This window comes from Klebsiella sp. RIT-PI-d (assembly GCF_001187865.1).
Taxonomy (GTDB): Bacteria; Pseudomonadota; Gammaproteobacteria; order Enterobacterales; family Enterobacteriaceae; genus Superficieibacter.
Genome location: NZ_LGIT01000009.1, coordinates 1,562,110 through 1,582,397 on the forward strand (window position 1 = coordinate 1,562,110; position 20,288 = coordinate 1,582,397).

At 51.1% G+C, this 20,288-nt stretch carries 20 protein-coding genes and 3 tRNA genes; 7 read left to right on the forward strand and 16 right to left on the reverse strand.

The genetic code is table 11. The features are described 5' to 3' along the window. Positions 1-13 precede the first annotated feature (13 nt). The 6 genes from otsA to AC791_RS13810 form a co-directional block, all read right to left on the reverse strand. Positions 14-1,438, reverse strand: a complete 1,425-nt coding sequence (otsA, locus tag AC791_RS13785; protein WP_049840989.1) for an alpha,alpha-trehalose-phosphate synthase — start codon at positions 1,436-1,438, stop codon at positions 14-16. Beyond that, positions 1,413-2,219, reverse strand: coding sequence for a trehalose-phosphatase (otsB, locus tag AC791_RS13790; protein ID WP_049840990.1), 807 nt, complete (start codon positions 2,217-2,219; stop codon positions 1,413-1,415). The genes otsA and otsB overlap by 26 nt, the downstream gene beginning before the upstream one ends. Positions 2,220-2,384: 165 nt before the next feature. Beyond that, positions 2,385-3,365 carry an L-arabinose ABC transporter permease AraH gene (gene araH, locus AC791_RS13795; protein ID WP_049840991.1) on the reverse strand — a complete coding sequence of 327 codons (981 nt, stop codon included), beginning with the start codon at positions 3,363-3,365 and terminating at the stop codon, positions 2,385-2,387. A 13-nt stretch (positions 3,366-3,378) separates the two neighbouring features. After that, entirely contained in the window at positions 3,379-4,893 is a 1,515-nt protein-coding gene (araG, locus tag AC791_RS13800; protein WP_049840992.1) for an L-arabinose ABC transporter ATP-binding protein AraG, read from the reverse strand. Between the two features lie 81 nt (positions 4,894-4,974). Beyond that, positions 4,975-5,955 carry an arabinose ABC transporter substrate-binding protein gene (locus AC791_RS13805; RefSeq protein WP_049840993.1) on the reverse strand — a complete coding sequence of 327 codons (981 nt, stop codon included), beginning with the start codon at positions 5,953-5,955 and terminating at the stop codon, positions 4,975-4,977. Between the two features lie 313 nt (positions 5,956-6,268). Continuing rightward, entirely contained in the window at positions 6,269-6,826 is a 558-nt protein-coding gene (locus AC791_RS13810; RefSeq protein WP_049840994.1) for a DJ-1/PfpI family protein, read from the reverse strand. A 546-nt stretch (positions 6,827-7,372) separates the two neighbouring features. Here AC791_RS13810 and AC791_RS13815 point away from each other — a divergent pair. Then, the gene (locus AC791_RS13815; protein ID WP_049840995.1) at positions 7,373-7,876 is read left to right on the forward strand and encodes a non-heme ferritin-like protein; all 504 of its coding nucleotides are present in this window, start codon (positions 7,373-7,375) and stop codon (positions 7,874-7,876) included. A 208-nt stretch (positions 7,877-8,084) separates the two neighbouring features. Beyond that, a complete protein-coding gene (locus tag AC791_RS13820) occupies positions 8,085-9,428 on the forward strand; it encodes an anaerobic C4-dicarboxylate transporter (protein WP_049840996.1) in 1,344 nt (447 codons plus the stop codon). A gap of 46 nt (positions 9,429-9,474) precedes the next feature. On the opposite strand, the gene AC791_RS13825 is transcribed toward AC791_RS13820, so the two are convergent. Further along, positions 9,475-9,726, reverse strand: coding sequence for a DUF2766 family protein (locus AC791_RS13825; RefSeq protein ID WP_049840997.1), 252 nt, complete (start codon positions 9,724-9,726; stop codon positions 9,475-9,477). 101 nt (positions 9,727-9,827) lie between these two features. Continuing rightward, a complete protein-coding gene (gene azuC, locus AC791_RS20415; protein ID WP_103676150.1) occupies positions 9,828-9,911 on the reverse strand; it encodes a stress response protein AzuC in 84 nt (27 codons plus the stop codon). Between the two features lie 199 nt (positions 9,912-10,110). Here azuC and AC791_RS13830 point away from each other — a divergent pair, with 199 nt between their 5' ends. Next, positions 10,111-11,532 carry an MFS transporter gene (locus AC791_RS13830; protein WP_049840998.1) on the forward strand — a complete coding sequence of 474 codons (1,422 nt, stop codon included), beginning with the start codon at positions 10,111-10,113 and terminating at the stop codon, positions 11,530-11,532. Between the two features lie 75 nt (positions 11,533-11,607). On the opposite strand, the gene AC791_RS13835 is transcribed toward AC791_RS13830, so the two are convergent. Continuing rightward, the gene (locus AC791_RS13835) at positions 11,608-12,246 is read right to left on the reverse strand and encodes an RpiB/LacA/LacB family sugar-phosphate isomerase (protein ID WP_049840999.1); all 639 of its coding nucleotides are present in this window, start codon (positions 12,244-12,246) and stop codon (positions 11,608-11,610) included. A gap of 243 nt (positions 12,247-12,489) precedes the next feature. Between AC791_RS13835 and AC791_RS13840 the strand changes: the two genes are divergently transcribed. From AC791_RS13840 to ftnA, 3 genes are all read left to right on the forward strand, one after another. Further along, positions 12,490-14,679, forward strand: a complete 2,190-nt coding sequence (locus tag AC791_RS13840; RefSeq protein WP_228136900.1) for an HD domain-containing phosphohydrolase — start codon at positions 12,490-12,492, stop codon at positions 14,677-14,679. Between the two features lie 106 nt (positions 14,680-14,785). Then, a complete protein-coding gene (yecR, locus tag AC791_RS13845) occupies positions 14,786-15,124 on the forward strand; it encodes a YecR family lipoprotein (protein ID WP_049841000.1) in 339 nt (112 codons plus the stop codon). A 216-nt stretch (positions 15,125-15,340) separates the two neighbouring features. Beyond that, the gene (gene ftnA, locus AC791_RS13850) at positions 15,341-15,838 is read left to right on the forward strand and encodes a non-heme ferritin (protein WP_049841001.1); all 498 of its coding nucleotides are present in this window, start codon (positions 15,341-15,343) and stop codon (positions 15,836-15,838) included. A gap of 32 nt (positions 15,839-15,870) precedes the next feature. Here the strand turns inward: ftnA and AC791_RS13855 are convergent, their stop codons facing one another. Then, positions 15,871-16,110 (reverse strand): YecH family metal-binding protein, encoded by a 240-nt coding sequence (locus AC791_RS13855; protein WP_049841641.1) that lies wholly within the window; start codon positions 16,108-16,110, stop codon positions 15,871-15,873. A 199-nt stretch (positions 16,111-16,309) separates the two neighbouring features. Between AC791_RS13855 and tyrP the strand changes: the two genes are divergently transcribed. Then, a complete protein-coding gene (gene tyrP, locus AC791_RS13860; RefSeq protein ID WP_049841002.1) occupies positions 16,310-17,521 on the forward strand; it encodes a tyrosine transporter TyrP in 1,212 nt (403 codons plus the stop codon). 124 nt (positions 17,522-17,645) lie between these two features. Here tyrP and AC791_RS13865 read toward each other — a convergent pair whose 3' ends face one another. From AC791_RS13865 to pgsA, 6 genes are all read right to left on the reverse strand, one after another. Continuing rightward, positions 17,646-18,320, reverse strand: a complete 675-nt coding sequence (locus AC791_RS13865; protein WP_049841003.1) for a YecA family protein — start codon at positions 18,318-18,320, stop codon at positions 17,646-17,648. A 60-nt stretch (positions 18,321-18,380) separates the two neighbouring features. Then, positions 18,381-18,914 carry an NUDIX hydrolase gene (locus tag AC791_RS13870; protein WP_322842784.1) on the reverse strand — a complete coding sequence of 178 codons (534 nt, stop codon included), beginning with the start codon at positions 18,912-18,914 and terminating at the stop codon, positions 18,381-18,383. 369 nt (positions 18,915-19,283) lie between these two features. Continuing rightward, positions 19,284-19,370 (reverse strand) — tRNA-Leu (locus AC791_RS13875). A gap of 12 nt (positions 19,371-19,382) precedes the next feature. Continuing rightward, positions 19,383-19,456, reverse strand: a tRNA-Cys gene (locus AC791_RS13880). Between the two features lie 40 nt (positions 19,457-19,496). Next, positions 19,497-19,572, reverse strand: a tRNA-Gly gene (locus tag AC791_RS13885). A 146-nt stretch (positions 19,573-19,718) separates the two neighbouring features. After that, complete coding sequence (gene pgsA, locus AC791_RS13890; protein ID WP_049841005.1) at positions 19,719-20,267, reverse strand: CDP-diacylglycerol--glycerol-3-phosphate 3-phosphatidyltransferase; 549 nt, start codon at positions 20,265-20,267, stop codon at positions 19,719-19,721. Positions 20,268-20,288: the final 21 nt, after the last annotated feature.

Sequence of the window (20,288 nt, forward strand, 5' to 3'; positions counted from 1 at the left end):
TGCGCGCCAGGGATCAGGCCAGTTTCGGGAAAGTCGCCACTTTATGCTGAAGTTGACTCGCGTCACTGCGTGGCGCTATCTGCTTTAGGTCGCGGATAAACCTCTCCTGCCAGTGGTTGATATCATTGTCACGAATAACATCCATCATTTCGGCATGGCGTGAAATACGCTCGGCCAGCGGCATGGTGAGCGCCCGGTTAAGCGCTGTTGCCACATCATCACGATCGTAAGGATTCACGATCAGCGCTGAGGTCAGTTCATTCGCCGCCCCGGCAAACTGTGACAGAACCAGAACCCCCGGATCCTGCGGGTCCTGAGCCGCAACGTACTCTTTTGCCACCAGGTTCATCCCGTCACGCAGCGGCGTGACCAGTCCTACATCTGAATAGCGGAAAATTTTCATCAATAATTTGCGGTCAAAATGCTGGTTCAGGTAGAACAGCGGCGTCCAGCCCAGTTGCCCGTACTGACCATTGATGCGCCCGGCCAGACTCTCAAGCTGATGCCGAATATCCTGATACGCCTGCACTTCACCGCGCGACGTGGGCGCGATTTGGGTATAGCGTATTTTGCCATGATGCTCCGGGTACTTTTCCAGTAACGTTTCATAGGCCATGAAGCGCTCCGGCAAGCCTTTGGAATAGTCCAGACGCTCAACGGAAAAAATGTTTTTAACACTCTTCAGTTCACTTTTGAGCTGCGCCAGTTTTGGCGGAAGCGGACCGGTGGCCTGACGGGCAATCTCTTCAGGCTCAATACCAATCGGGTACACTTCGGTACGGAAGTTTTTGCCCCACGCCGTATGAAACTTGCCGTCACGGGTCGTCAGACGCGTCTGTGCCGCTACGCTTTCCAGAAATGCGAGACGATCGTTTTCCGTCTGGAAACCCAGCAGGTCGTAATCGCACAGCTGTTCCAGCAGTTCAGCATTGGGCGGCAACGCATTAAAAATTTCCGGCGTCGGGAACGGAATGTGCAGGAAGAAACCGACCAGATTGTGGACGTTTCTTTTACGCAGCTCGCTGGCAAAAGGCAGCAGATGATAATCATGGACCCATAGGGTATCGTCCTTTTTCACCAGCGGCACCAGCTTGTCAGCGAGCAGAGAGTTGACGCGCTGGTATCCTTCCCAGGCTTCCCGCTGGAAACTGACCAGATCGAGACGATAGTGAAACGCCGGCCACAGAACCGCATTAGAGAACTGGCTGTAATAGTGCTCATAATCTTGTTCGCTCAGATTAAAAGAGGCCCAGGTAATATTGCCCTTACTGACGGTCTTAACAGGCTCTTCTTCATTACCGACCTCACCACTCCAGCCAAACCACAGGCCGCCTGCGGCTTTTAATGCACCGAGCACCCCTACCGCCAGGCCACCGGCGCTGGCTTTCTTATCATCAGGTGGGGCAATACGATTAGATACTACGACTAAGCGACTCATGGCCATCTCTCCTGTCTGTTAGCGCTTTTTCTTGTAATTGTTGGTTATCAGCATTCGTTTGAAGCCACCGATGAACATCGGGGACCGTCGCCAGACGCCACTGCGCCTGGGTTGCCCCCGGACCTACTTTGATGGAAACCCCGTTTAGCTGGTTAACCACCCGAAATCCGGCTTCGTCAGTGAGATCGTCACCAATAAATACCGGCGTTCTGCCGCGAAAGGGTGCTTCCTGCATAAAGGCAGCAATTGCTTCACCTTTACTGATCCCCTGCGGTTTGAGTTCGACGACGCACTTACCCGGCTGAAGCCCCAGCTGCGGATAAAGCCCGACGATACCCTGCGCCAGCGCCATAATACGTTCTTCGTATTGTGGCGCCTGACGATAATGCAGCGCAAAGGCCATGCCTTTCGCTTCCAGCTCACAGCCCGGCATGACGGCCAGCGCGGTGGTTAATTGATCGTGTAATGTCCGCACTAAATCAGCCGGCAGTTCGACCGTATGCGTTTTGCCCTGAAAATCGCGTCGCTGGGCACCGTGAACGCCCGCCAGTGGAAAATGTAACGGACTGGCCAGCGCATCCAGCTCGTCCATAGCGCGTCCGGATACGAGAGCCACAGCACCGTCAGTCTGCACGGCGAGTCGTTGCAGGGTATTACGGATTGCAGGGATAAGCATAACCTGGTCCGGATGCGGTTTGATTTCAGCGAGAGTACCATCGAGGTCAAAGAACCAGGCGTGATTTCCTTTAAGTACAGGCGGTAAAGATAACTGGTCAGCCACCCTGATTTCCTCCTTACATTTACATCCCAATACGGGTAATTAATCAAACGTTAGCCATGTAAGTATAGACAGTGTGACCAGCCTCGCCATTTTGAATTGAAAACGCCAGCGGGAGTGGCCGCTGGCGTCAGGTTAGAGATAGACTTAAAAGTTAGTGAATTTTTATCACACGCTACGCTTAGCTTTCTGTTTGTAGCGGTCAAAGATAACCGCTGCCAGTAGAATTAGCCCGCGGACGACGTATTGCGAAAATGGCGAGATGTTCAGCAGGTTCATGGCGTTCTCCACCGTACCGAGGATCAGTATTCCCGCTACGACATAAGAGATTTTGCCGATCCCCCCCTTCAACGATACCCCTCCCAGCACGCAGGCAGAGATAACAATGAGTTCATAACCGATAGAGGTCATCGGCTGTCCGCTGGTCATACGCGATGCGAGAATAATCCCTGCGGCGGCAGAGACCAGACCTGAGAGTATAAAGATGATGATTTTGGTGCGCACTACCGGCACCCCGGCCAGACGCGCAGCTTCTTCATTACCCCCGATAGCCAGCGTATTACGCCCAAACGTGGTTTTGTTGAGCAGCAGGCCAAAGATAATCAGACAGCCGACGGTTAACCAGATTGGTGCAGGCAGACCCAGCCAGTTAGCGTAGCCCAGGGCAAAAAAACGCTCGTCCTCAATACCCACCGCTTTACCGTCAGAAATAATGTAGGCCAGGCCGCGGACAATTTGCATGGTCGCCAGGGTGGTGATCAGGGCGTTGATTTTCAGTTTCGCGATGACAAAACCGTTTACCAGACCGCAGATAACTCCGAGCATCAGACCGGCAAATACGCCCATCCACAGACTTTCGGTCATGTTGATGACCACCGCCGTGGTGACGCCCGCGCAGGCAATGACTGAAGCGACGGAGAGATCGAAGTCGCCGGACGCCAGGCAGAATAGCATCCCGCAGGCCACCATCCCGGACATGGAGATAGCCAGTCCCAGCCCTTTCATATTAATAAAGGAGGCAAAATTAGGTACAAAAATGGCGCAGGCCAGAAATACCACGGCAAACACAACCAACATGCCGTACTGATCCCAAATCCGCCCGATACTCATTGACGACTTAGATGCGCCAGTAGTGGTAAAAGATGACATGTTCTACTCCTTCTCAGGCCACGGCCTGGCTAACTTTAGGCATTGCAAGGCTGAGAGCCTGCTGTTCTTTGGCTTCATGATGTAACAGCTCGCCAGCTATCTCCCCTTCCCGCATGACGACAATGCGATCCGCAACGCCCAGCACTTCAGGGAGATCGCTTGAGGCAAAGAGAACTGCCACGCCGGAGGCAGCCAGGGCATAGATCACGTTATAGATTTCATGCTTCGCGCCAACATCAATACCGCGCGTTGGCTCGTCGAGCAGAATGACCTTCATCTCTTCGGACAGCCAGCGTCCAAGGATCGCTTTCTGCTGATTTCCCCCGGAGAGGTTCATGATCAACTGTTCGGCACCGGGCGTTTTGATATTCAGAGACTGGATATGGTGTTCAGCGTTGCGCGCTTCCCAGGCATTGTTGATAACGCAGCCCGCGCGAATATGCTTACGTCGCGCGCTGATATTGATATTGTCGCGTACCGAGTGAACCGGAATAATCCCTTCGGCCTTACGATCCTCCGGGCAGAGCATCATGCCTGCCTGAATGGCCTGCGACGGTTTTTCGATGGAAAGCGGTTGACCATCAATATACACCTGACCGCCGGTAATGCGGGTACCGCCAAATAACCCCTTCATTAATTCACTGCGCCCGGCCCCCACCAGCCCAAATAAACCTACAATTTCTCCGCTGCGCACCGACAGGCTGATCGGCATTCTTACGCCCGGCGCTTTTACCGCCTCCAGACGTAAACGTTCGGGACCATATTCACGTGGCTGCCAGCCGTAGATATCGCCCAGATTACGCCCTACCATCGCCTGAACCAGCGCATCGTGATTCACCTCTTGCATGTCGGTGAACGTACAAACGTAGCGGCCGTCTTTAAATACGGTAATCGCATCGCTGAGGGCAAAAATCTCCTCCATACGGTGCGAGACATAGATGATGACCCGACCTTCTTTACGTAATTCGCGGATCACCCGAAACAGATTGTCGATTTCACGTGCCGACAGCGAGCTGGTCGGCTCATCAAATGCAATCACTTTGGCATTGCGTGCCAGCGCCTTGGCAATTTCCACCATTTGCCACTGGCCAATAGACAGATACTTGAGCGGCGTTTGCGGATCGATATCCAGACCTAAATGTTCCAGTTGCAGACGGGCTTCATAATTAAGTAATGAACGATTTACGATGCCGCCTTTATGCGGAAGCTGTCCAAGGTAGATATTTTCTGCCACGGTCATTTCCGGGATCAAATGCAGCTCCTGGTAAATAATGGCCACGCCAGCATTGAGCGCAGCAGGCGTATCGGCAAAGGTGACATCCTTTCCCTGCAGCGCCAGCGTGCCGCCGGTTGGGGCATAGTTTCCGCTCAGAATTTTCAGCAGGGTGGATTTCCCGGCGCCATTTTCCCCCATCAGAGCGTGGATCTGTCCGGCATAGCAATCAAAGCTAATGTCAGAGAGTGCCTTAACGCCGGGAAAGGTTTTACTGATGCCGCGAAAGGAGAGATAAGGGGTAGACTGCTGCATAACGACTCCGCCATTCATAGTGGTACGTCAACAGCCCCTCCGTCAGAAAAGAGGGGCATAATCATGGTTGACTGAAATCGATTAAAGACCTTTCTTCGCCAGCTCTTCTTTGAAGTTGTCGCGGGTAATCAGTACAACGTCAGTGACGGCGGTAAATTTCGGCGGCTCCACGCCCTTCTCTACCCAGTTGTAGAGCATTTCGCTGGTTTTATAACCGTGAATATCCGGGCTTGGCAGCAGCGATCCAAAGAAGCCGGTTTGCTGATTTTTAGACAGTTCGCTCACCGCATCCACACCATTAATGCCGATACCGATGACATCAGGCGCTTTGAATCCCTGACCTTCTGTTGCCCGTACGCCGCCGAGGACGGTGTTATCATTCATGCCAACAATCAGCCAGTGTTTAACTTCCGGGTGCTGCACCAGCAGGGAGTTGCCCGCATCAAACGCGCCGGGGATATCGTTCGATTTGGTAGGAACCTGATAAATTTGCTTTTCCGGGAACCCTGCGGCTTTCAGGGCATCCATGGAGCCTGACGTGCGGCGACGGGCGGTATCCAGCTCGTTAGCGGTGATAGCCATAACGCCGGTTTCTTTCACATCCCAGCCGCGTTTTTGCATCTCTTTAAACAGCTCCTGCCCCTGACGGGCACCAATCTCGCTCGCCGCCATCATTACCAGCGGTACGCTTTCCATGGGCTTGCCTTTGGCCGTGACAAACTGATCGTCCACCGCAATGACTTTCATGTCATAGCCACGGGCTTTGGCCACGATAGCAGAGCCAAGTTTGGGATCGGGGGTACAAATCACAAAGCCTTTTACGCCGCTTGCCGCCAGACTGTCGATGGCATTAAGGGTTTTCTCACCGTCGGGAACGGCAATTTTAATTACTTCAAATCCCAACTCTTTTCCGGCTTTATCGGCAAACTTCCACTCGGTCTGAAACCACGGCTCTTCTGGCTGTTTCACCAGGAAACCCAGCTTCATGGATTCTGCAATAGCCGATTGTGACATAATCGCAGCCAGTCCAATGGCCGCCAGTGCTTTGGTGAATTTGTGCATGTTAAACTCCAGCGTCAACATTCTTTTATGTAGGTTTGATTCGGATTCGACATTTTTTATCGGACATAAAACAACGCATTAGCATTCAGGACGTGAATGATGCATTGGCTGGAACATTAATAGCGGGAAATTAATTCTCCATAGGAGAGCGCCATCACATCGCAGAATTACAGTTATTGCGTACATATATTCAGCAGGTAATGACATAAAGCGGCGTGGGTTTGTCAGACAATTGGCGGTGAGAGTGACAGGATAGTCTATATCCCCGGCGTACTTATCCTTATCCCGGATGCTGAAACATCCGGGGCTACAACTACCAGCAGTAGTAAATATGGTCAGCGTGCTCGCGTGCGGGGGCGTCATCACCCTGCAAACGAGCGGCAACCGTAAACGCAAAGTCGAAAATCAGGCCCAGCCCTTTACCGCTAATGAGATTGCCATCTTCAACGACGGGTGCATCGATATACTCGCCATCGGATATCGATTGCCATAAATCACCGGAGCAGACATAACGGCGGCCTTTAAGCAGGCCATGTTTGCCGAGCACCCGGGCGGCGGCAGAACACACAGGACAAATCAGTTTTCCGGCGTCATCGTGGGCGATAACAAATGCCACTACCTCTTCGCTGGCCGCCAGATTAACGCTGCCTTGTGGACCACCGGGTAATACCACGGCGTCATAACGCACATTCAGACGCTCTGCGAGTGTCGCGTCGGCGACCATCGGAATAGCGTGATAACTGACGACGGCCCGGGATTCGGCGCAGGCCAGAGTTTCTACCTCAATATTCAGACGGCGCAAAATATCGATGGTAACAATGGCTTCCGCTTCTTCGAAACCGTGAGCCAACAGTACAGCAACTTTCTTCATTATTTACTCCATTAAATACATCTGCGAATGCTTAAACGCGCATCAGACGTTTCGGTACAATGATTCACGTCTGAAGACGAATGCTCTGGAAGAATAAAAATGATCTGGCGCAATTTATGCTTAAAATGTCCTCTCATTCCCTTTGCTGCCGGGATGATATGTATAGCCAATAGTATTAGCGCTCATTCTCAACAGAATAGTACGCGCCGTGGAATTTAATTTCAACCATATCGAAATACCGTTTTTATTATCAAAAACAGATACTTACTAGAATGGATAATATTTTAATTTGATATCTCATCCTTTTAAAGAAGTTGTAACCAATAATGAACAGATGATATTTAGCCTTTCCTTGCATTCATGCGGGTTATATTATTTTTGCCGTAATTACGGAAAATTAACCCACGATCACATACATCGCTAACAGAAATTTATTATGGTGGTGTGTGTAGTGGTGGCACATGCCTGATATGCAGACATTGCTTATATGAGTGATGCGAATGTGATGGGTGCATGACTCTCTTCTCTGGTAATAAGGACATTGGTATGACTGCTTCAGCAATGGTTCAACAACTCAACGCCCAGATGAATCTCGAATATACCGCGTCGAATCGCTACCTGCGCCTGAGTGAGTGGTGTGCAAAACGTCATCTGACCGGCACCGCCATTTTCCTGCGCTCGCAGGCGCAGATCAACGTGACCCGCATGATGCGCATTTTCGATTTTATGAAAAAGGCGGGCGCAAATCCGGTCGTCGCTCCCCCGCCATTGATTGAAGTGCCGTGTGCTAATCTCGACGATCTGTTCTCCCAGACGATCAACGATTTTCAGCATCGTAGTGAAACGCTGGCACAATTACTCTGCGAGGTCCGGGCGCTTAATGATGACACTACGCTGGCCTTTTTAGTCCAGATTGAAAGCGAACGTGAAGAACACGGTTTGTTGCTGCGTACTATATCTGAGGAGGTGCGCAATGCCGCGCATGCGGGCCTGAAAATGGAGCAGACGGACGGTCATTTATTAAACGTGGTTAATTTTCAGCAGCGCTGATCGCTCCCGCCCCGTGCATCAGTCTCGGGGCACCTACTTTCAGGCACCCTTTTTCTGGCGTAAGCCGCATCCCATCACTAAAATGTTAATAATATGTTTGTAATATTCTGTTTTTGTTAACATTTTATAAATTAGATCTACCTCTCATTGAGTAGGCTTACAAAATGCAATGATTTAATGCATCTGATGAATTTGCAAAAGGTGCGACATGATTACCCTTGAGTTCATAGTCATTATTCTTTGCCTGCTGGTCGGCACGCGTTTTGGTGGGATGGGACTGGGTTTAATTAGCGGGATTGGCCTTTTTATCCTGACATTTGTTTTTGGCCTGCAGCCGGGTAAACCGCCGGTTGACGTTATGCTGACCATCCTTGCGGTGATCGGCTGCGCCGCCACGCTGCAAACGGCGGGTGGGCTTAACGTCATGATGCAATTTGCGGAGCGTTTGCTGCGTAAACATCCCCAGCATATTACTCTGCTGGCCCCCTTCACCACCTGGTCGCTGACGTTTTTATGCGGCACTGGACACGTGGTTTACACCATGTTTCCCATTATTGCGGACATCGCGTTAAAAAAGGGGATTCGTCCTGAGCGCCCAATGGCGGTAGCATCAATTGCATCGCAAATGGCCATTACCGCTTCGCCGGTCTCGGTAGCGGTGGTTTCCCTGGTGTCTATCATTGGCGCGCATCACGGTGTAGGTCAGGCATGGGGCATTCTGCAAATCCTCGCTATCTCAGTACCCGCTTCGCTGTTTGGCGTGGCGATTGCTGCCCTGTGGAGCCTTCGTCGCGGTAAAAACCTTGAAGATGATGAAGAATTCCAGAAGAAGCTGAAAGATCCGAAGCAACGCGAGTTTATTTACGGCAGTAGCGATACCCTGATGGATCAGCAGTTCGCCCCCCAGGCATACTGGTCTACCTGGATTTTTTTCACCGGCATTCTTGTCGTCGTGGTTCTGGGCGCGATCCCCGGCCTGCGTCCGTCATTTGACCTGAAAGGAACGCTGACCCCGCTGTCAATGAACCTGACTATCCAGATGATGATGCTGATCGCCGGGGCCATTATGCTGATGGTGTGCAACGTAAATGCCACCACCATTTCCAACGGCGCGGTGTTTAAGGCAGGGATGGTAGCGATTTTCTCGGTCTTTGGCGTGGCGTGGATGAGCGACACTTTCTTCCAGGCTCACCTGACGGAGTTAAAAATGGCGCTTGAGGGAGTCGTTAAGACGCATCCGTGGACCTATGCGATTGTGCTTTTTCTGGTATCAAAACTGGTGAACAGTCAGGCGGCTGCGCTAACCGCGGTGGCTCCGATGGGGCTAATGCTGGGCGTAGAGCCGAAAATGCTGGTTGCTTTCTTCCCGGCATCTTACGGCTACTTTGTGCTACCCACCTACCCAAGCGATCTCGCCTGTATTGGATTTGACCGCTCGGGTACGACGCGAATTGGTAAATTCATCATCAACCACAGCTTTATTCTGCCGGGATTAATCGGCGTCAGCTGTGCCTGTGCCGCAAGCTATCTGCTGGTGCAGACTTTCTTCTGATATCCTTTATGCATTGATGGCCTGGCAATACGCTGCCGGGCCTGTCTCAATGTGCTTCATCCTGCGGCGTAAATTTCATCTCAATCAGCGCGATGGCTTTTTGAATACCCCGCAACGTCACCGGATCGGCGGCGGCAGGGTGGCTGGTGAAATCAATCGCTTTTAGCTGGGCGGACATCTTTTCACGCACCTCTGCCGGAGCGATAATTTCGATGACATCAAGAATTTGTTTAATGACCAGCTGGCAGGCTACGATATCAGAGACCAGTTCCTGGTCGGCACTCAGATTATTGGACATATTGCGCTCCTTATTTAAGGGACGTAATAGTACCTTACAGGTCCGGAAATGTCAGAGGGGAAATCAGGACATAAAAAAACCTGCCGCGGCAGGTTTTTTTATCAGAACATAGCGCCAGGCGGTACGTCTTTGAAGGTTTTGCAGTAGTTTTCAAACATGCTTTTCAGAATTTTGCGAAATTTCATTGATAGACTCCGGTTTTTGTTATGCAGGTGTTACTTTCTGATACCTATAATATGACCTGCGTCACAAAAATCAACTACAACGTGATAAAAATCACATAAATTTTATCGGAATCGGTAAAATTTTAAAAAAAAGTTGTGCTTAAACGGTAAGTTAACGCCGCAGCGCAGCATTATTTATTTTAAGGGTGGCAGGTATACGATGAGTGGATCTCTTACCGACAGGGAAAAACGTGGCTTATCCCCCGCTGCGCTGCTGGTGGCTGGCGCATTTTTTATGGAGTTCCTTGATGGCACGGTAATCGCAACCGCCCTGCCTGATATGGGGAAATCATTCGGCGTAGACGCGGTTGATCTGAATATTGGTATCAGCGCCTATCTTATCACCCTGGCCGTATTGATCCCCGCCAGCGGCTGGATTGCCGATCGCTTTGGCGCACGCAAGGTGTTCACTGTGGCGCTGGCTATCTTCACGCTGGCATCGGTATTATGTGGACTGGCGACCAGCGTAGAGAGCTTTGTCGCCATGCGCATTTTTCAGGGCGCAGGCGGGGCGCTAATGGTGCCGGTCGGTCGCCTGGCAGTGCTGCGCACCACCCCAAAACACCAGTTAATCACCGCTATCGCCACCCTGACCTGGCCTGCGCTGGTTGCGCCGATTATTGGCCCGCCGCTGGGAGGCTTTATCACCAGCTATGCGGACTGGCGCTGGATCTTCTTTATTAATCTGCCAATTGGCCTGCTCGCCATTTTCCTTTCGCTGCGGATTATTCCTGACATTCGCGATGATGAACGACGGCCTTTCGATATGCCGGGCTTTCTCGCCACCTCAATTGCGATGGTCAGCCTTGTTTACGCTATGGAGGCGCTGGGTGCAGAACATATTCAGACCGAAATCATCATTGCCCTGTTGGTACCAGGCGCGCTAGCGTCTTTTTATGCGCTGCGCCATTTTCGGCGTGCCGCATGGCCGATGATCCGCCTCGATGCGTTGCAGATCCCGACCTTTCGCGTCACGATGTATGGCGGCTCGCTTTTTCGCTCTTCTATCAGCACCGTTCCTTTTCTATTACCGCTGCTTTTCCAGGTCGGATTTGGCATGGACCCCTTTCATGCCGGGTCGCTGGTGCTGGCCGTGTTTGTCGGCAACCTGACAATAAAACCGGCAACCACGCCGCTGATCCGCTGGCTCGGGTTTCGTCGTCTGCTGCTGCTTAACGGCATACTGAATGTGCTGGCTTTGCTTGCCTGCGCCTTTTTAACCCCAGATACCCCCATCTGGTTGGTTCTGCTAATCCTGTATCTTGGCGGCGTTTTCCGTTCGATACAGTTTACCGGCATCAGCACGCTGGCTTTTGCTGATGTGCCCTCCAGCCAGATGAGCTATGCAAATACGCTTTTTAGTACCGCCACGCAGCTGGCTGTAGGGCTGGGCATCACGCTCGGCGCGATTGGTATTCGCCTGGGTGAACGCGTCAGCGACTGGCTGGCGCTCTCGGCAGTGCCGGGTATCAGTTTCCGGCTGGCATTTGTCTTTATCGCTCTGATTTGTCTGGCAGGCATGGTTGATACGTTGAGGCTAACGCGTGAGGCGGGGAGTTCGGTTTCGAAGAAAGGAAATTAATAAGGCCAGCTGAAGCTGGCCTCAGGGTATTGAATAACGCGCAGTGCAGTACCCTGCGCAGAATAGCTTACCGGCTTAACCAATAATCCCGCGTACGAACGCTTCAATCTCTTTGTTCTGGCAGTTTTCAAAGAAGCACTGCTGGAAACGTGGGCCGGAAACCGCCGTTTTAACCAGTTCCGGATCGATAGCGCGCAGAGTATCCAGATAATTTTCTTTCACCACGGCAGCTTTGACCTGGTTCAGAATGCCTGCGTTACGGACCTGCGGCTCTTTACGCTCCGGCGGATAGCCTTCTCCGGTACGCCCGGTAAACGCTTTTTCGAAAATAAAGCGTACGTTCAGTTCAGCACCCCAGCCAAAACCTTTGGCGAAAGGCAGCGCCAGCGCGTTACCGTTGTTGATTTGTGCGAACAGGAACGCATCAGCAGGATCGATACAGTAACCGCAAACCACACCCGGATGAATATTCAGGGACATCAGCGCGCCCTGCCCGGTGCCACAACCGGTAACCACGAAATCAACGGCTTTTGCATTAAGCAGGATACTGGCCATGATGCCCAGATGGATATAGGTCAGATGATGGTCGTTCTCATCGCTCATTCCGACGTTATAAACCGGGAAATTTTTCTCGTCGGCAACAGCGTTTAATTCATTGAGGATGACGGCGTTTTTGCTCGCCTGGCTGTTTTCCATCATCAGTGCAATTTTCATTGGTTCTCTCCTGAGTGCTGCGCGAGTCGCCCCGCGTGGATGTCATATGCTCTAAACTCTACTCGCAGATAAACATACTTTCAAATTTAATGAAAAATTGTTTTAAAATTCACAGACGACATCACATTTTTCTCATCTGCGCTTTACCACGCCTGATTTTGACTTATTCAAAAAATTTCTATTCGCCAGCTTAAGGGTTGGTTAGACTTTAAATTCAACAAAATGATAACAAGGACTCTCCGAGTGGATCAGCACAGCCCGCCTTTGCGACATATTCTGTTTCCCGGAACCTGGTTATTTCTGGCGCTGCTGTGCATCGGGCCGCTTTTTGCAGCCGTTCCGACTCCGCCCGCCGCCGCACAGGAGATCATCCCAGTGTGGATTTATGATGCTCCAAGCTACGAGTTTTGGCGCGATAGTCAGGGCAATTACCGTGGGTTTTATCCGCAACTTATTCAGGCTATCAATGATAAATATCATTACCAGCTGCAAATTCGTCCTGTCGGCGGGAATCAAATCAGTCAGGATTTTAATCACGACCGTTACGGTCTGTATGCCGGAGTGATCCGCACTGAAGCCCGGGCGCGCACTAAAATTCTGTCTGCCCGCCTGTTTGACAACGAAGTGCTGGCTGCCAGCCTGAGTCGTACCGTGACATCTGCCAACGAGCTGAACCAGACGAGAGTGGTGTTTCGCCGCAACGACGCTACCTGGGATCAGGTCCATATTCGCTATCCCGATCTGCATTTTAGCCAGCTGCAGTTTGTTACCACCAGCGAAGACGCGTTTCGCCTGCTGAGTGAGAATAAGGCCGATTTTTATATTAATGACGCCACTGAAATGGACGATACGCTACGTTATTACACCATCTCGCGTCCCTTCCCGGATTTACGTATTGCTGCAGTACTGGCATTCAGTCCTGAACTGCGCGGTCTGCGCAATAATATCAATCAGCTTATCAGTGAATGGCAACGTAACGGGAAACTTAAACAGCTCGAAGATCAAACGCGGCGCGATTTTTTACTCAGTCGAATCGTACTCAGTGCTGACGAAAAGCAGTGGCTTGCAAAAAATAAACTGACCGTCTGGCTGCCGAAAAGTGAAAATTTTGCGCCTTTAATCTGGAAAGATGCGCAGGGATATCATGGCTCAGTGGTTGACATGATCAACGATATACGCGATTTACTGCACGTTGAGGTCGATGTTCACTACGTTGATAATTACGTCCAGCACATGCAGCAGCAGCAGTGGCCGATTCGCCTGGTCAATTTGTTTAACGCGAATGACAATCGTCAGTCTGACGGTATGATCGGCCCGGTGATGGCCTGGCATAATGTCTATTACAACCGTATCGGGCAGCCCTTCTTATGGGATGAAGAACAGATTCGTCACCAGCGTGTGGGGGTGTTGCGCGGCTCATTCTCGGCACTCTATCTCAGACAGCGCTTTGGTAATGAAATTTTTATTGTTAATGCGGCTTCCGTCGAAGAGTTACTGGATGCCATAGAAAATCACCGAATAGATTATATCCTTGGCGACCTCAGCTCGCTGGAGCTTTCACTGCGCGGTAATGAACTTTTTCGCGGCGTGCTTAAAGTGGCCGGTCTGACACGTAATAACTATGAGATTGGACCGTGGGTCGATCCTGTTCATCCCATGCAGCATTTACTGGCGCAGATCCACCGTATCTCCAGTTTTCGCAGTCAGATTGAACGGCATGTAGAGCCAGCCCTGATGCCGGAACTGACGAAAAACACCTTCAAAATGATCAGTATCGTACTGTTAATTACTGCGCTATTCAGCCTGTGTCTGCTTATTATGATGTGGCGGCAGATGAAACAAAACCGGGCGGTTAACCGCAGTATTGTGGAGGCGATGGAAAAGGTCAATCGTGCTCATGATGATGAAACCGGCAGCCATATTCATCGTGTTGCGCAGTATTGCGCCCTGATGGCGCGGGAGTTGAAGTTACCAAAGCGGACAGTACGTGAAATCGGCCATTTTGCCTCCCTGCACGACGTCGGGAAAATCGCCGTCCCGGAACGGATTCTGCGTAAGCAAGGACCGCTCTCAACGGAAGAGTTTAGCGAAATGAAACTGCATACGCTGAAAGGCTGGCGCATTATTCAGGGACTGGCCCTGGGGCCAGTTGCTGAAAACATCATCCATTTCCACCATGAGAAGTGGGACGGCAGCGGCTATCCCGAAGGTCTTCGCGGCGAACAAATCCCCATTGAGGCACGTATTCTGGCACTGGCGGATGTTTATGATGCGCTGCGGCAAAAACGCGTTTATAAGCCGGGCTACTCTCACGAACGCGCGTGCGAAATGATATTTCAGGGTGCCGGTCATCATTTCGACCCACAACTGGTCGCCTTATTTCGTCAACAGCATACCCGCTTCCAGGCAATTTTTGATAGTCAGGCCGATTGATGGCCGCCGTTGGCACAACTAGGCGTAAATCCGCTGGTTATTCCGCGGATTGTCGCTGAGTACCCGCGTTAGGATAGGCGGACTCCCTCTTAAGCAGAACCGCGTAATGAATAAAGCCGTCTTTATCTTTTCCCTGCTGACGCTTGCGGGCTGTTCGGTAAACCGACAGGCTGACGTCAGCGCCGTTGATACGACTACCGGCATTGTGCGTTTAACCTACGGACAGGCCATGCTTCAGTCCGCGACCACCGATCTCTATCTTGCTCAGGGAACGGCAACGCGCCAGTGCCAGCAGGCCGGATACGCTACGGCTGTTGCTTATGGCCAGCCCATTACGACCTGTACCATTACCAGCGGTTCGTTGTGCCTGAATGAAAAAGTCACGTTGCAGTACCTCTGCCGGGGTGTCGCCATCACGCAAAATTCCGTTGTCAGCTACTGGTAATTCACCTGAACCCGGTCGCCAGGTATAAATAAAAATACCGTATTTTCAGGGCCTGTTATAGCAGGCCCTTATTTTTCGCAGCATATTAAATAACGCAAATGCGTATTATTCTTGCTCGCATTTTACTTATTTATTTTTTATTTAACCTTTTGCAAATAATTAAATAACAAATTATAGTGGCGGCTTAATAATCCAGGGTGTATTACGGAGCTAATCATGCTTAAAGCCGATATGATCGAAAAACTAAATGAACAAATGAACCTTGAGCTTTATTCTTCTCTGCTTTATCAGCAGATGAGCGCGTGGTGCAGCTACCACAGCTTCGAAGGTGCGGCCGCATTCCTGCGTCGCCATGCACAAGAAGAAATGGGCCATATGCAGCGGTTATTTGACTATCTTGCCGACACCGGCAGCCTGCCGCACATTAATAATATTGCCTCTCCTTATGCTGAATATGAATCGCTGGATCATCTGTTCCATGCCACATATGAACATGAACAGCTTATCAGCAGCAGGATTAACGAACTCGCCCATGCGGCAATGACCAGCCAGGATTACCCTACATTCAATTTCCTGCAATGGTATGTTGCTGAGCAGCATGAAGAAGAAAAACTGTTTAAATCGGTAATCGATAAATTATCGCTGGCGGGCAAAAGCGGTGAAGGTCTTTATATTATTGATAAAGAACTCTCCACCCTTGATGCACAAAACTAATTGTCAGGGCCAGCATGAATGCTGGCCCTGAATTAATGACGGCACATTTTACTTTCGTTGGTAGTAAATCCTTCCGGCAGCGCAATAAATTTGCCTTTTTGCTGTAAAAAAGCTACCAGCTCACCGGCCGTCAAATTCTTGGCCGAGCAGGTATGAAACCGTGTAGTTTCTCCAAAACGGGTAATGATTGCGGCTTCAAGACTCCCCGCACTGTAGCGCTCGCCAGACTCAATCATCATATTGAGTACGTCGTGACCGTGGACTGATGGCATAACCTCTCCTGAAAAGATCCAGCATAATAAAAGCGAACGGGTACTGTTTTGCGCCAGGACAGGTTTCATCACTTGCCTGCCACACCTACCGTAAACATTTAAATACACAGCGTGTAACAGTGATTTGACGACCACCATGAATTAACATACTCTGCGCGGCATATTTAACCTTAGCAAACCGTATTTTGTAGAGGATTTTGTGAGAAACCGCGCGCTGGGTAGTATTTTAATTGTTGCAGGTACCACGATAGGGGCCGGAATGCTGGCGATGCCGCTGGCGGCCGCAGGTACCGGCTTTCCTGTAACACTGGTGTTACTCTTCGGGCTATGGGTGCTGATGTGTTACACCGCCTTATTGTTGCTTGAAGTCTATCAGCATGTTCCGGCCGATACGGGCCTCGGATCGCTGGCACAACGCTACCTCGGACGCTACGGTCAGTGGCTTACCGGTTTTAGTATGCTGTTTTTGATGTATGCGCTAACGGCAGCCTATATAAGCGGAGCCGGTGAATTACTGGCGTCCAGTCTCAGCGGCTGGTTTGATATTTCTCTTCCGCCGGCAGCGGGTGTATTGCTGTTCACGCTGGTTGGTGGCGCAGTAGTGTGTATCGGCACTTCACTGGTCGATCTTTTTAACCGCTTTCTGTTTGCTGCCAAAACGCTTTTTCTTCTTATCATGCTGGCACTGCTGCTACCGCATATCCATAAAGTTAACCTGCTTACACTGCCGCTGGAGAAAGGGCTGGCGTTGTCGGCCATTCCGGTTATTTTTACCTCTTTTGGCTTTCACGGCAGCGTGCCCAGTATTATTAGCTATATGAGTGGCGATGTTAAAAAGCTGCGGCGGATATTTATGATCGGCAGCTTTATTCCCCTGGTGGCCTATATTTTCTGGCAGCTGGTAACCCTGGGTAGCATTGGCTCTTCCGCTTTTGCCGCCCTGCTTGCTCAACACGCCGGTTTGAACGGATTGTTACAGGCCATTCGTGACGTGGTGGCATCCCCCCATGTCGAGCTGGCAGTGCATTTATTTGCTGACCTGGCGCTGGCGACATCGTTTCTCGGCGTGGCGCTGGGGCTATTCGATTATCTGGCCGATCTTTTTCAGCGTACAAACACCCCGGCAGGACGCCTGCAAACGGGCCTCCTGACTTTCCTGCCGCCGCTGGCATTTGCCCTGTTTTATCCGCGTGGTTTTGTGATGGCACTGGGTTATGCCGGCGTTGCTCTGGCAGTACTGGCGTTGATCATTCCTTCGCTGCTGACGATGCAAAGCCGCAAGCATAACCCACAGCAAGGCTATCGCGTCGCGGGTGGCCAGCCAGTACTTTGGCTGGTGTTTAGCTGTGGTGTGGCCGTTATTGCCGTGCAATTCTCTATTGTTGCAGGCTGGCTTACCGCGGTAAGTTAAATAGCGCGTTTATCGGTTTCTGCGGGACCGGATAACCGCAGGGACGCCCAGCCCGGCGGTCGACCCGATGACTGAGGGCTAATCGTCGATCACAGGCCGCCAGCCTGCATATAGCTAACCCTATTTAGTGCAGGCAGCACTGTTTGAATTTTTTGCCGCTGCCACACGGGCAGGGATCGTTACGACCGACCGCTTTTTCTACTCGCAGAGGCTGTTGTACCGGCTTTACCGGCACTGGCAGCTGATTTTTGGACCAGTACGCGTATAACGTTAACGCGGCTGGTTCCAGCTTATCAATACTGCGATCGCGCTCCTGCGGCGTCAGCGTATCCAGTTTATCGAAATTAGCTTCCAGCCCATGCAGTGCAATCGCATCCAGTTCAGGTTGAAGCGCCTCAGGCAATGTCGACCAGTCAGCGAGCGTCACACCGCGCATATAGCCAAAACACCACTCTTCAACAATAGTGAACTCACACCCTTCAACTTCACGCGTCCCAAACACCGGCTCGAACTGTTCAGGATAACTCTCTAGCCGCTCGGCAATATCAGCCATATGCTGAAAACAAAGCGCCATGAACCGCTCCATCTCCCGCTCCGACTGCCAGGCTGGCACATTATGCGCGCCACCCCAAATAGCCAGTAGCCAGTCAGTCGGCTCAATTTCATACGGTGCCGACAGCACTGCCGTCAGCAGCCCGTCAAGTTCAGCAACGTCAAGAACGCTATCATCATTGCCATATTTCACCAGCACATCATCAAGCCATTCCAGCTCGCTTTCGTTTAGTGGTCCGCTATTCATAAAATATTTCCTCTGCGACGTGCGGTATAAAGAAGAGTAGTTGAAAGGAGAATGTCAGCCTCAGGCGATCAGACCCTTAGCTTTAGCCAGCAGAAACGCGGTCACCGACGTGGCATCCGTCACCTTCCCATCGAGTATAAGCTGCATAAAATCGTGAATTTTTATTTTGCGCGCGGTTAAACCATACTCTTCAGGCTCTAAAGAGGGCGCGTGATGCGTAAGTCCGGTCGCCAGGTAAATATGATATCCCTGTGCAGAATAGCCCTGCGCTAACTTTTGATACCCTATCCGGGTCATCTTTGTGGCGACTAAACCCGTTTCTTCGCGTAACTCACCGGCAGCAACCTGCTCTGGCGTCGCCGTTAACGTATGCTCCCAGGCCCCCTGTACAAGCTCCAGCGTTCTCTCCCCCAGCGGATACCGAAACTGCTCGACCACATATATGGCGTCATCTTCAAGCGGCAGGATCACTACAAAATCAGGCTTTTCAATAACGGAATAAATTCCCTCGCTGCCATCTGCCCGCTGAATACGATCCTCACGCAGCGCCATCCACTTATTACGATAAATCTCTTCAGATGCGAGCGTTGTCATTTCTGCCGTCACCCTGACCTCCATACAAAACACCGGTTTTCAGCATACCTGTTGTGACGCAGAGTATGAAGCGTTTTACCGACAGGCTCATTTACCCCTAACATGCTGATATTGACTACCGTTACATCTTGCGTTTCACGATAAAAGAATATTTTGCGGTCAGGCGCTAACCGCATCGGAACGTGACCGAAGGCAAATAGTCATGTGGCGCAGCCTGGCAATAAATATACCCATGATGATGTACATTGAAATTACGCTTTCAATGCATAAAAACTACAGCCTGAAAAAGAGAAACCGCGGAAACAAAAAAACCACCCGAAGGTGGTTTCACGACACTGCTTATTGCTTTGATTATTCTGCTATTTTCCATGGTGCCCGGGGCGGGACTTGAACCCGCACAGCGCGAACGCCGAGGGATTTTAAATCCCTTGTGTCTACCGATTTCACCACCCGGGCGCAGGAAAAAATTGGAGGCGCGTTCCGGAGTCGAACCGGACTAGACGGATTTGCAATCCGCTACATAACCGCTTTGCTAACGCGCCAATATTACTTTTTACACCCGCAACTGCCGATGCTTAAAACTGGAGCGGGAAACGAGACTCGAACTCGCGACCCCGACCTTGGCAAGGTCGTGCTCTACCAACTGAGCTATTCCCGCATAATCAAGAAGATAATCACTTGATTTTACTATCGTCTGGCAATCAGTACCGCCGTTCGATGCGTTGCATTCTACTTACCTGTGCAGATGAGTCAACGATATTTTTCGCAACTACCGCTCGTTTGCTGAAATTTAAGCCGAAACGATCACGGTTCAAGCAAATCGCCGCGCGCTGCATTCAGATATTGCAGCATTGACCACAGGGTAAGTACCGCGGCGACGAAAAACAGGACGATGCCTGCCCACGTCACCCACTCGTTAGGGCGCCATAAAAGCCAGGTCAACGCCGCCATTTGCGCCGTCGTTTTTACTTTGCCGATCCAGGATACCGCTACGTTGCTGCGTTTACCCAGCTCCGCCATCCACTCGCGCAGGGCGGAGATAATAATTTCACGCGCGATCATCGTCGCGGCCGGTAAGGTTACCCACCAGCTGTGATAATGCTCAGCCACCAGCACCATGGCGATCGCTACCAGTACCTTATCGGCAACCGGATCGAGAAAAGCCCCAAAACGCGTGCTTTGATTCCAGCGGCGGGCCAGAAATCCATCAAACCAGTCGGTCACCGCCGCGACAAGAAAAATCAGCGCACAGACAAAGGGCCCCCAGGCGAACGGCATATAAAATGCCAACACGAAAAACGGGATCAAAATAACGCGAAACAGGGTAAGCAACGTAGGGATATTAAATTGCATAGTGACGGGTAACTATCTGTT